The organism is Flavobacterium sp. FG139 (assembly GCF_057809695.1).
Map to the genome: position 1 here is coordinate 1 of NZ_JBMDKL010000024.1, position 12,555 is coordinate 12,555.

13 protein-coding genes are annotated in these 12,555 nt (G+C 30.1%); 1 reads left to right on the top strand and 12 read right to left on the bottom strand.

Features of this window, described 5'->3' with window-relative positions; translation table 11 throughout:
* Nucleotides 1-274 precede the first annotated feature (274 nt).
* A complete protein-coding gene (locus tag ACODSI_RS14725; protein ID WP_488917619.1) occupies nucleotides 275-865 on the top strand; it encodes a T9SS type A sorting domain-containing protein in 591 nt (196 codons plus the stop codon).
* Nucleotides 866-1,102: 237 nt separating this feature from the next.
* On the opposite strand, the gene ACODSI_RS14730 is transcribed toward ACODSI_RS14725, so the two are convergent.
* The 12 genes from ACODSI_RS14730 to ACODSI_RS14785 form a co-directional block, all read right to left on the bottom strand.
* The gene (locus tag ACODSI_RS14730) at nucleotides 1,103-2,872 is read right to left on the bottom strand and encodes a DUF4209 domain-containing protein (protein ID WP_488917620.1); all 1,770 of its coding nucleotides are present in this window, start codon (nucleotides 2,870-2,872) and stop codon (nucleotides 1,103-1,105) included.
* Between the two features lie 219 nt (nucleotides 2,873-3,091).
* A complete protein-coding gene (locus ACODSI_RS14735; RefSeq protein WP_488917621.1) occupies nucleotides 3,092-4,273 on the bottom strand; it encodes a retropepsin-like aspartic protease in 1,182 nt (393 codons plus the stop codon).
* Nucleotides 4,274-4,277: 4 nt separating this feature from the next.
* Nucleotides 4,278-4,475: a hypothetical protein gene (locus ACODSI_RS14740; protein WP_488917622.1), complete on the bottom strand. Its 198-nt coding sequence runs from the start codon at nucleotides 4,473-4,475 to the stop codon at nucleotides 4,278-4,280.
* A 330-nt stretch (nucleotides 4,476-4,805) separates the two neighbouring features.
* A complete protein-coding gene (locus ACODSI_RS14745; RefSeq protein ID WP_488917623.1) occupies nucleotides 4,806-5,309 on the bottom strand; it encodes a hypothetical protein in 504 nt (167 codons plus the stop codon).
* Between the two features lie 1,000 nt (nucleotides 5,310-6,309).
* Nucleotides 6,310-6,915 carry a hypothetical protein gene (locus ACODSI_RS14750; protein ID WP_488917624.1) on the bottom strand — a complete coding sequence of 202 codons (606 nt, stop codon included), beginning with the start codon at nucleotides 6,913-6,915 and terminating at the stop codon, nucleotides 6,310-6,312.
* Nucleotides 6,916-7,179: 264 nt separating this feature from the next.
* Complete coding sequence (locus ACODSI_RS14755; protein WP_488917625.1) at nucleotides 7,180-7,635, bottom strand: hypothetical protein; 456 nt, start codon at nucleotides 7,633-7,635, stop codon at nucleotides 7,180-7,182.
* Between the two features lie 218 nt (nucleotides 7,636-7,853).
* Entirely contained in the window at nucleotides 7,854-8,285 is a 432-nt protein-coding gene (locus ACODSI_RS14760; RefSeq protein WP_488917626.1) for a hypothetical protein, read from the bottom strand.
* Nucleotides 8,286-8,511: 226 nt separating this feature from the next.
* The gene (locus ACODSI_RS14765; protein WP_488917627.1) at nucleotides 8,512-8,919 is read right to left on the bottom strand and encodes a hypothetical protein; all 408 of its coding nucleotides are present in this window, start codon (nucleotides 8,917-8,919) and stop codon (nucleotides 8,512-8,514) included.
* Between the two features lie 179 nt (nucleotides 8,920-9,098).
* A complete protein-coding gene (locus ACODSI_RS14770) occupies nucleotides 9,099-9,491 on the bottom strand; it encodes a hypothetical protein (protein ID WP_488917628.1) in 393 nt (130 codons plus the stop codon).
* A gap of 205 nt (nucleotides 9,492-9,696) precedes the next feature.
* Complete coding sequence (locus ACODSI_RS14775; protein ID WP_488917629.1) at nucleotides 9,697-10,626, bottom strand: hypothetical protein; 930 nt, start codon at nucleotides 10,624-10,626, stop codon at nucleotides 9,697-9,699.
* Nucleotides 10,627-10,833: 207 nt separating this feature from the next.
* A complete protein-coding gene (locus ACODSI_RS14780; protein WP_488917630.1) occupies nucleotides 10,834-11,220 on the bottom strand; it encodes a ribonuclease E inhibitor RraB in 387 nt (128 codons plus the stop codon).
* Nucleotides 11,221-11,427: 207 nt separating this feature from the next.
* Nucleotides 11,428-12,450: an HNH endonuclease signature motif containing protein gene (locus ACODSI_RS14785; protein ID WP_488917631.1), complete on the bottom strand. Its 1,023-nt coding sequence runs from the start codon at nucleotides 12,448-12,450 to the stop codon at nucleotides 11,428-11,430.
* Nucleotides 12,451-12,555 lie beyond the last annotated feature (105 nt).

Consider the following 12,555-nt stretch of genomic DNA (forward strand, 5'->3'; position numbering starts at 1 on the left):
TTTTTTTTAATATTAAATTAGTTTTAGGATTTTTCGGCAAATTGCACACAACGTTCCCAGGCTTTGCGTCTGTTGCGTATTTTCAAGACTGGCGTTAACAAATATACCGAAAACTTTGAAAGAAAAAACGTGAATAGAAAGAAAAAGATATTCACTAATGTTTTCCGAAATAGCCCAAGCCCAGCAATAGCGCAAAACCTGTGTTGTAGGCAGTTTTTATTTTTTAAAAATCTATTATATAAAGAAATAAAAACTATTTTTGTTAAGAAACATTATGGATATTAAAGTTAATTTTCTTTTTATTATTATTATATTTTCTATTAAAGGTTTTTCGCAAGCCTGGATAGAAGGAGATACTTTGTTATGCTTCAATGGCTCTGGTTCTGCAACGATTACGAGTGGACAATTTTATGATGCTTATCAATGGTATTATAAACCAATTAATTCCTCAAATAATTTTTTACCAATAATTGGAGCTAATAGTCCTACTTTATTTTATGATTGGCAAAATTTTGATCAAACCATGATAAAAGTTCATGTTAGTTATAACTTTCAAGGAACTTTAATTGAATATGATTCAAACACTCTTATAATTGATAGCTATGATTGTAATTTAAGTAGTGATTTTTTTGATAAAGATAATTTTAGTTTGGCACCTAATCCAAATAATGGATTTTTTTGGATAAATACAAACGATGAAGTTTTAAGACTTGAAATTTTTAATTTTGCTGGACAAATCGTTTATTCATCAATTATGTTCAATCCTTCTTTACCTGTAGACATTACATTTCTTTCTAAAGGAATTTATTTATTGAAAATTAATTTCGCAGAAAATTCAAAAACATTGAAATTAATAAAACAATAAAGTTATTGAATTCGTCGAGTTTGTCCAAAATTGCCTACAACGTTCGGTCGCTTGCGCCAGTGGCGACTTTTACACACTGACGATAACAAATATACCGAAAAGTTAGAAAGAAAAAACGTCAATTGAAAGAAAAAAGATAATCACTTTCGCATTCTGATAAATCCCAAGCCACGCCATTGGCGCAAACGGCTGTTAGCCGTTCGGTGTTTCTTATTCAGTATAGTTTTATAATCTAGCTCAATTCTCTTTTTCTTTAACAATCATCTTGTAATTTCCTAATCTTAATAATGCAACAATTAATAAAAGCATAACTGCTGAAGTATAATTTTTTGTATTAAAAAAACTATGTGCTATGTTATTTCTTAAATTCATTCCCTCCGATGTAAAAAGAAATTTGAAAAAAGAAATGTCGTCTTCAGGAATCAAGGATTTTAGTTTTTCGTTATCTAATAACTTTTCAAAATTAATTCTTTCCTCTGTTCCGCTTTCTTTGATTTCAATTGTTTGGGCACCAATCATTCTTGAAAATTCACGCAATAAACCTTCAAATTTTAATACTAAACTATCTATTGCTAAAATGTAACCTTGGTTATTATTTTTGTTTGTTTTGATATCAATTTCTGATTGAATAAAAAAACTTTGTAGCGATGGTGATAATAATTCAATCCAATTAAAACCTTGAGTTTCATTGTTTGTGTCCAAATATGTAAAATCCTGACCGTACCAAGAGTTTATTTGTAAGTAATCAATTAAACTCTCAAATGAAATTTTGCCACTTTTAATTCCCTTTGAAAAGACAAGCCAAATGTGCGGAATAGTGAAATTATTAATGTATATTGAATAAGAATTAATTCCGCCTGATTTATTTTTATTGATGTTTTTATTGATATCAAAAACGATAGTTGATATAAAGTCAAAACTTGCCGGTTTAATTTCTTCATTTAGGGTTCCTGCATTAGGAATTAATTTCTCTAATATTAAATAGTTATATATCACATAATCACTACCTTCCTCAATAAGGTGAGTTGTTTGTAATTTGATTGAATTCCACCATTGATTTAAAGGTTTATTTATATTTTCATTTTTCGACTCAAAAGAAACCTTCTTAAGGTCAATGTTTTTTTTAGATTGTTCTAATAAAACAGCTGTTGTCTCAATTTTTTCTTTGATGTTTCCTTTCTTGTATTCTTCTAATGCGTTTGTATAATAATGATGAGCAATAAAGCCTTGATTTTTTTCAGTTTTCAGTTGTGATATGTGATAATCACCTAATTTTTCGTGAAATTCATTTGAAGGTATTCTTAATTTTTGGCTTAAAACAATTAATAGATTTAGATAGCTTTCTAAAACTCTTGATTCTAATTTTTCAATTGATTTTTTAGAGTAATCATAAAATATTTTTGTTGTAGAGGAATCTGTTTTTTTATTATTTTCAACTATAAACTCCATCAAGGAATATTTGGTAAAATCATTGATTTTATTACTTTCTAAAAGCGACAAAAAATATCGAATAATTTCATCCTTTTTGAAATTTACCATTTGACATAATACGTAAAGGTTTTTGAAATATTTGCCAAATGAATGACATTGTGTATTGTCTTCAACGGAAAACGATGAGTTCTGCAAAAGCAATAAATAATTTTCAATTGCTTGTTTTGCAAAATCAATATGTTTTACTGGACTTAACCAAAGTAAATGATTGTACTTTGCTTTATACTTTGGATTGTTTACACTGTTAGCTCTTGATTTGATATAATCAAAGTTATCGTCAAAAAGTTCTAAAGTCGGATAAGAATTTGCACCAATTTGAAATTTTGGAACATGTATACCATTTTCGATTGAAAAGTCAGCGAAGAACAACTCGTATGAACAAATTTTCTTTAAACTTTCTTCATCTGTTTTGTCTCTTAAATCTGTAATATATTTGTAGGTGTTTAAATCTAAATATTTAAAATTATCATCTTTTTCAAGATAATCGTAATATTTTTCCAAGTTTTGAAAATTCATTTGATATTTTATGTAGATTTCTGTTTACAGCGGTTTCCAACACTGACGGCTAACGTTTTGCGGCTTCATGAAGTGGCGATGAACCAAAACCAAGCCTTCACAAATATAAACAAAACTTTAAATTAATAACCTTTCCGATTTTAAATAAATCCCGAGCCTCGCCATTTCTTGAAACCGCTGTTGTGCGTTCGTTTTTTTTACAAAATAAATTTAACTAATTTATAAATTCCGACTAACTATAATAACTTCATTTTGTCTTTTATAAAAAATAATATTCAAAGCATTTTTATTTACAAATTCTGTTTTGATTTTACAAAATGTTTCTTCTGAAATATTTTCACAATTTATGCCGTTTACAGATAAAATAATATCGCCTATTTTAATTTTTTGGTTTTTAGTTTCTTCATTTTCCCATAAGAATGAAACAAATAATTGATTTTTTTTATTTACCGAAACTTTTAGGCTATATTCCAAATCAAATTTTTGGGATGAAGAACTTGTTATTTCTGACAAACAAATCTTTTTTTCAGTATTATTTAAAAGGATAATATATTTTTTCAGAAAGCCCATTCCAATAGATGACTTATCATTAAGAACAAGAGTTTTTAAATTGCTAAAAGAAATATTACCAATCTTAATTGTATCAGTAATTGTTTTTTTTATTTTTTGTTCGCTTTCATCGTTAATAGTATTAAAATAAATACCTTGACCCTCAACAATTTTATTATTATTTAAAAAAAATGAATCATTTAATTTAAAACATTTATCAAAACCAGTATCTACAGATGTCCAAACATTTTTATTATTAACGGAAACATTAACAATTGGAACTAAACCTTGATAATACTCAAAATTAAAGTTTTTGGATTCTTTAATATTAAAGGGTGAATTAGAAAAAGAGATAGTTTCTTCTAAAGGATTTATTTGCCAATTACATAATTTTATTGCATTAGCGCCTAAAATTCCATCGATTTTTAAACAAGATTTTTTGTTTAGTTCTTTGAAATCCATTGTGGCAAATGCAACATCTTTAAATACAACTTCATTTATTAATAAGTTTTTTATTATGATGTTCCCTTTTTTTTCTTTACCTAAACCATCTTTCATCGGGATTTGCATTAAAATATTATCATTTTTTGCTATTTCATCAGAAATCAGAGATATAGGCGAACCAGTATCAAATAAAAAAAGAAGGGTTCTGGAATCGACATTAACATTGATTAGTAACACATCACTATATTGAAATTCTTGATAACTAATCTTATTTATACCATTTAAATTTTCTATCTTACTTCCAAATATTATTGACTCCAAACTATTTTCTTTTCCTTGAGAAAATGAATAGATTGGAGTCAATAATAAAAATGGAGTAAGATATTTTTTGACAATAAATTTTAACATAAAATTAAAACCCTAACTTAACACCAAATTCTACATCTGAAATCCTAGGTCCTTGACCTGACGAATAAGTCCCGCCTCCTTCAGCATAAAATTCGACAGGTCTTTTACTTGTAACAGGTGGCGAATATTCCTCTGGTGTAGTAAGGGTAAATGGAGTTTTATAATCAATTGCAATATCTTGATTAAATGTTACTTGTTCCATGATTTTATATGTTTATAATTTTATCAAATCTAACTATAATTTTTATTAATAATAAATTACTTTAACAAAAAATTATAAGTTTATTCTTTGAAGTTCATGAATTCTTATGCATTCCGCTAAAATGACGCACAACGTTTCGTCGCTTGCGCCAGTGGCGGTTTTCGACACTGACGATAACAAATATACCGAAAACTTTGAAAGAAAAAACGCGATTAAAAGAAAAAAGATATTTACTTCCGCATTCTGATAAATCCCAAGCCACGCCATTGGTGCAAACGGCTGTTGTGCGTAGTTTTTTCAATAGCTTTACATAGATTTATAACTTATTTTTTAGGGTAATTTATTGATTTTACCTTTAGTAAAATATTTAAAAGATTCAAAAAAATTAAGCTCTATAAATCCTTTGTTTTCAATATTTGATAAAATATATTCGTAAATGGCGTTATAATTTTTATATTGACTTTCAGATATTTTTAAAACTAAACTTTTATTTTTTACTAGATAAACTACATTACAACTTCCGTTTTTTCCGGTTTCAATTGTATTAAAAGAATAATCTAAGTTTGTCCAGTCAACTTTTTTAAATTTAAATATAAGTATTTTGTAAATTATAATTCCATTTTTTGAGAAATTTAGACGTGTTAAGAAATCTTGAATAAGATATAAAATCCAAAAGGGTATAATTAGAATGGGAATTAAAACAAGTTTTACGATTTGAAAATTATTTCCAATGATTATATAATTAGTAAATATTGCTATCCAAAAAATGGTAAAAACACATCCAAAAAGAGAAAATAATATTATACTAAAATATGAATTTGAATTTAATTCCATTGTTTTTAAAGTCTATATTCTATTCTGATTTCTAAAATTACGCACAACGTTATGGCGCTTGCTTTCTGTGGCTACTTTCTGCACTGGCGCAAACAAATATACCGAAAAGTTAGAAAGAAAAAACATGATTGAAAGAAAAAAAATAATCACTTCAGTTTTCTGATAAGTCCCAAGCCACGCCATAGAAGCAAACGGCGGTTGGGCGTTCGGTTTTATTTTAAAGTAGCATTTATAAAGTCCAATAAGTCCCATTATGTAAATTAAGAGTACCAATAGGAAAGTTATAAGTCCCAATGGAAAAGTCTCTGGTCCCGAGGTGAAAATGTTTGGTCCCAAGGTTGAAATCACAAGTCCCAAGGTGAAAATGACAAGTCCCGATGTGAAAGTGTTCGGTACCAAGGTTGAAATCATAAGTCCCAAGGTGAAAATCACAAGTCCCGACCTCAGTAGACAAAGTTCCGAGTTCTGATTTTTATGCGCAAAGATTTGGATTCAGTAGAGTAAGCTCCGAGTTTTGATTTTTATGCGCAAAGATTTGAATTCAGAAGAATAAGTTTAGAATTCCGATTAAAGTTCTAGTTTTTAGCGTTCCGCATAACTGACGCCCAACGTTATGTGGCTTGCGACCTGCGGCTGCTTTCAAGCCCAAGCGTTAACAAATATACCGAAAAGATTTAAAGAATAAACGTCGACAAAAAGAAAAAAGATAATCACTTCCGCATTCTGATAAATCCCGAACCCAGCCGTTGGCGCAAACCGCGGTTAACAACAGTAATTTCCTAAAGACAAAGATTGATTTTTCTCCACTTGTGGGGAAAAAAATTATTGTTGTTAACGTTCCCAGGCTTTGCGCTGTTGCGCATTTCAAGACTGGCGTACACAAATATACCTAAAACTTTGAAAACAAAAATGTGAATAAAAAGAAAAAGATAATCACTGTACTTTTCAAATAAACCCCAAGCCTAGCAATAGCGCAAAACCTGTGTTGTGCGAAGTTTTATTATTCAAATCCAACTCGTCTTTTTGTAGGTTCAGAAGTGGACTTTAATTTTTCATGCAGGGCGTTGAATTCTGTAATGCTTATAGCCTCAATATTTTTTAACCATTCAAGCTTACTAAATTGACTTTCATAACTTAGATTTTTATCAATTCGAGTATAATTGGTTTTTAAATATTCATTTCTAGCAATTATAAGTTCCTCAATAAAATTATATACTTCAGTTTTATTAGGTATTTCTTTATAAATATTTAGAAGCATTCTAGTATTGTTATTGTAAAAATCAATTTTCCATATATTTTTTTTTGTCGCAAAGTAATATCCTATAGTAAATAAAGCAACGGCAGCCCAAAAGATTCCGCCATAAATAGCGTTTCGAGTTGATTCAGATAAAAAATAAGCTAGAAAAGAAATGAGAGCTGAAGCAAAACTTCCTACTAAATATAAAGGTTTTGAAATTTTTTGTGACCTTTTACTTGCACCTAGATTTTCAAATAGTATTTCTCTTTCATTTTCATTTCCAAATCTACGTTCTGTAAAGGATAATTTATTATCAAGTATTTGGAATTCAGTAGTTGTGAATATATTTTTTTGAATTAATTTTTTCATTTGGCTTAATTATGATTTTTTAATATTCGGTTTAGTTATTACTATTTATTTCGTATTAGATTCTAGACTCATAGAGTAATTTCGCACAACGTTTTGTCGCTTGCGCCGGTGGCGATTTTCACTCACAAACGAAAACAAATATACCGAAAAGTTAGAAAGAAAAAACGCGATTAAAAGAAAAAAGATATTCACTTCCGTTTTCCGAGAAGCCCAAGCCACGCCATTGGTGCAAACGGCTGTTAGCAACCGTTTTTTTTATTACTCTTATTTAACAAATTCAGTAAGCGACCCTTTCGGGCAATTATTATTTAAAGCTGGTTTATAAATTAATGAATTATTCTTGATGTAAAAAATTTCATTATCTAAAAATTCATAGAATTCTTTTTTTGAAGGAATACAATTTAATTTGGTAGTTCTCATTTCCTTAAATGAACACTGTCCAAATGGAATTACATAATAACAACCTTTTATTTCAGTTGCGTTTGTACTTGTCAATGCGATTGAATCACCAACGATTTTATAATTTCCGCTTGAGAAAGTCTTCATTCCATTTCCTCCACTAAGGTAAGTAAATGTATTGTTCTCGTTATTGATTTTCAGTGTTGCATATCCAGATTCTGTATGAATGCCTTTCCATGTTCCAATAAATTTGTTAGAATCATTTTTTTGGCATGATAGAAAAATAAAACTTATAATTATTAGAGAGAAGTACTGATTCATAAGGGTCGTTTATAAATGGTTGCTAACGTTCTGTCGCTTGCGCCAGTGGCGGTTTTCGACACAGACGCAAACAAATATACCGAAAAGTTAGAAAGAAAAAACGCGATTGAAAGAAAAAAGATATTCACTTCCGCATTCTGATAAATCCCGAGCCACGCCATTGGTGCAAACGGCTGTTAGCGGCAGGTTTTTTTTAAGTAATCATTACAAACTACGAGTTAATGGTCTTTAAATTGATTAACTGATTTCAATTTGCCATTAGCAAACTCGATGGTAAATTCATCAACATATCTATTTGTTCCTTTATACTTCCAAGTTTCGGAAACTTTTCCATTATATCCATAATCATTTATATCTGTTGATTGTGGACGACCCATTAAAATCTTAACTGAATCCTTTGACATATATGTATGTAATTTAACTATACCATTTGTTGTTGTAAGTTCAAATGATTGAATATTTCTTTGACCATTTTCATCTGAATTAGCCCCGCCTAATGATTGTTTCAGATTTTTTAATGCTTGCACCCGGATTTCTTCTCTCAACTGATTTTCTTCAGTATTTTGGTTTACTCCATTAATATACAACAATCCAAATGTAAAAAATACACCTAGTATAAATCCTAATCCAACTTTCAAAAATGTATTCATATTGCAATAATTTTATGTCATTTCAATATTTGTTATTTATAACGCTATGCGAAACTTGCCGCTAACGTTTCGTCGCTTGCGCCAGTGGCGGTTTTAGACACTGACGAAAACAAATATACCGAAAACTTTGAAAGAAAAAACGCGATTGAAATAAAAAAATATTCACTTCTGCATTCTGATAAATCCCAAGCCACGCCATTGGCGCAAACGGCTGTTAGCAGTAGCTTTAATTTTTTCGTTTTCGTTTTATTTTTCCACAATCTTTTAAGCATTTATCAAAGTTCCGATTTGTGTCTATTTCTAGTATTTCTGTAATAATTATTTTTGATTGCCACGAACCTAAATGACCAAATGATTTTCCAGTAAATAGTTCAGCATTAACTTTAAGATAAACATCATTTAAGTTTTCAATTTGGCTAAAATCAAACGATTTTCCTTTGTATTTTATGTTTGGAGAAAACTCCGTCCAACTTTCAGTAATCAAAACACAATTTTCAAAATCGATTTGCATGAAATTTGAGTTTTCAAATCCACTAAAATAAAATCCTTCTAAATTTGTGACAATAGTTTTCTCTTGACAATAAGAAAAATTGCCAATCATAAGTAAGATTATTGTCGTTAAAACTGTTTTCATAAAGTTACTGCTAACGTTTCGTCGCTTGCGCCAGTGGCGGTTTTCGACACTGACGAAAACAAATATACCGAAAAGTTAGAAAGAAAAAACGCGATTAAAAGAAAAAAGATATTCACTTCCGTATTCTGATAAATCCCAAGCCACGCCATTGGTGCAAACGGCTGTTAGCGTTCGTTGCTTTACTTTTTAATACACAAACTTATTATTGCTAAGATTAAAGAAAGAAGTGAAATTGCAATAGATAACCACCAATATTCTATAGCTAATTCCTTTGCTTTACTTATTTTTAAATCTCGGTCAACAACTTTATTTAAATAGTTTGTCCAACCATTATATTTCTCAAACACTTCATAACCTTTTCGTTCTAATTGAATTCCATATTTGCCACCACTTCCAGTTTTCAAATCTTTTATTAAGTTCAAATCTACCAAATAATCGATATGCCTCTTTTCAACTTCTATTACGATTCTCTTTATTTTTGTTTCACCTATATTCATAGGTTTATTGTATAACTCATCCAATATTCTTCCACATTCGTTTCTAAATTCTGAGTCAAAAGATTTATTTCCCATTTATGTTTTCTTTAAAGATGTAGTTTTCGGCAATGATCGCTAACGTTCCGTCGCTTGCGCCAGTGGCGGTTTTCGACACTGACGATAACAAATATACCGAAAAGTTAGAAAGAAAAAACGCGATTGAAAGAAAAAAGATATTCACTTGCGCATTCCGATAAATCCCGAGCCACGCCATTGGCGCAAACGGCTGTTGGCAGTAGTTTTATTCGACGGCTTCAATCTCGATTAACACCGTTCGATTTTGTATTCCTAAATTCATAGTTCTTTTGAATGATGATTTTAATAAAACTCCTTTTTCAAAATTTAATTCTTGCATTGAATTTTCATTAATCTCAAAAGTATCATTACCAAACTCTTTTTCAATTTCTTTGATATTAACTTTGTTATTTCGTTTTAAGAATTCCATAACGGATTTCGTCAGTATTTCGCCATCTATATCTTTCTTAGTTTCAATTTTACAAATTGAATTTTTAAAATCTATATTTACTAATTTAACTTTTTCAACCGCATCAAAAGGCTCACCTCCTAATGGATTTGGAAATTTTACATTATTAATTTTTTCAAAGTCTGTTTTGTATTTATAACCAAAAGAAAAATTATAAAGTTTTATTTGTTTTAGTAATGCAACTTCCAAACCTTGTTTTGAAAGTATCAATTGTTTTACACTATTATATTGAGCTTTCATATTTGGATTTGTTTCTTTAGCAATAAGTTCATCTATTACTTTATTTGAAGCCAATCTTAACTCGTCAACATTCACAAGTTCAATAAATTTACCAAAATTTGATAGCTTTATATCAATTTTTATATTTAGAAGTTTAGCTAATATGTTATTTTCTATTACAGGTTCTTTATCAGCAAGTTTAGAATTTGTGTAAGTCCATTCAACTAAATATTCCGTTTCGCTTTTTTCTAAAATTTTAAAATTTGCATTGTAAGTCGTCAAATATGTAACTGGTTTTTGTTTTATAATATCTGTTGTTGTAGATTTTATGATTACTGAATGTGTTTCGCCTTTATTCCAATGTGGAACAACATCAATTGATGTAGCTTTTAAAGTTTCATTTTGTCCAAAAGACAAAAAAGAAATTGACATTATTATTAAGCTTAATAGATTTCTTTTTAATTTCATTTTTAGTTTATTTTTCGGTTTTCAAAAATTACTGCCAACGTTTCGCGGCTTGCTTCAGTGGCGTTTTTCACTTACTGACGAAAACAAATATACCGAAAACTTTGAAAGATAAAACGTCAATAGAAAGAAAAAAGATATTTACTTCCGCTTCCAAATAAATCCCAAGCCAAGCCATTGAAGCAAACCGCTGTTAGCAGTAGGTGTTTATTATTTTTCTACACTTGTTTCCCAGCCATCATAGTCTCCATTATACTTTTCCGCAACTTCCAATAAGTATAAACTATATTCATTTACACTTTTAATGTCAACTTTATCTATTCTTTTGAGTTCCACTTGGATTGGATAATTATCTTCCACCTTTCGTTTTGAAACAAAAATAAAGTTCTTGTTTTCTGTTTCTTTAATAAAGTTGTCTGCTTCCAATTCAGTTTTGAAGTATATCCAATGAAATACTTCTCGAGGTTTAACTAACTTGTCTCCATTTCTCTTTAAATATTCCACGACGTGTTCGTCTTCAGTAATTCGCTTTTGTTCACTTCGGTTGCAAGAAACCACGATAAATAAAGTAAATAATATAAAATAAAGTTTTCTCATAGTTAAATTTTACGATCTGCGGTACACTTACTGCTAACGTTCCCAGGCTTTATGTCTGTTGCGTAATTTAAAGACTGGCGAAAACAAATATACCGAAAACTTTGAAAGAAAAAACTTGAATGAAAAAAAAGAAGATAAAAGACCAAGCTTCCAAATAAATCCCGAGTCTAGCAATAGCATAAAACCTGTGTTAGCGGTTCGGCATTATTATTCACTAGTATATTCTTTAAATATTTCTTCTAACTCTTCAGTTGGATGAAAACCCGTTTCTACCTTTCCATGTATAAATAAACCATTTTCATAGGTTACTTCCGTAAGTGAATGAGGCAATTCTTTATCAGATACCTTTTCCGGAAGTTCATCTAAGGGCACGGGTTGCCATTCTCCATCTTTTTGTTCTCGATATACATAATCAGCCTTTGTCAGTACAAATAGGGTTTGTTTGTCTCTGGAAAATCCACTTTCCACAACTACATATTCCCCGTTATGGTTTCGGAAGAAAGTAGCTCCTTTTGTCAAACGTTCATTATATAATGTCAATGGTTCTCCCTCAAACATTTGCGGAGTACTCGGATATTCGTTTGGTTTATCCTCAAAGTTGAAAACAATACGTTGTGCTGCATAAGGCGTTTTAGACATTATGTAATTTGGTCGTGTAACAGATGGATTTTCAACAATTTCTCGGCTAAAAATCCATTGTCCTAACGAACCTCCTTGCAATGGTTTATCACTTTTTGCCCAAGATTGCATTCGTTTTAAACTTACTTCCGCTTCTTCTACCGAAACAGCACACATCCATTTATAGTTTGGGTCTGGAAATTTATCACGGAATTTTGATGGGTCAGCAAGAAATGCTTCAATACTTCCGCAAATAAGTTCAATTCGTCTGGCTGTAATTGGGTTGAGTAAAATGTTTTCTAATCTTGTTATCCAACGAAGATTTTCAGGACGATTATTTTGCTTGTTTGTATCAATATGGTCAACAACGTGTTCTTTTGTTGGTGGTTCGCTGTGAAATGCGGTTGCAACTATTCTGTGAATTCTAACAGAAGCAATTTCTAAATAGCCTGACTTTATGTTTAGTTTTCCAAAAGTCCAATTGTTATCAGTTGGTCTAGCTCTTTTTCCGTCAACTGGATAGCGTAACACCGCTCCGTTGTCACGAACCAAATAACGTTCATTTTTGTAAACACATTCTGTTTCTCTTTTAAAGTCTTTTAAGTCAACCATGTTCAATTATAAAATGGGTTTCTTTTTTGCAGTTTTTTCCTATGCTGACCGCTAACGTTTCGCGGCTTCAAGAAGTGGCGATGAACCAAGACCAAGCCTTTACAA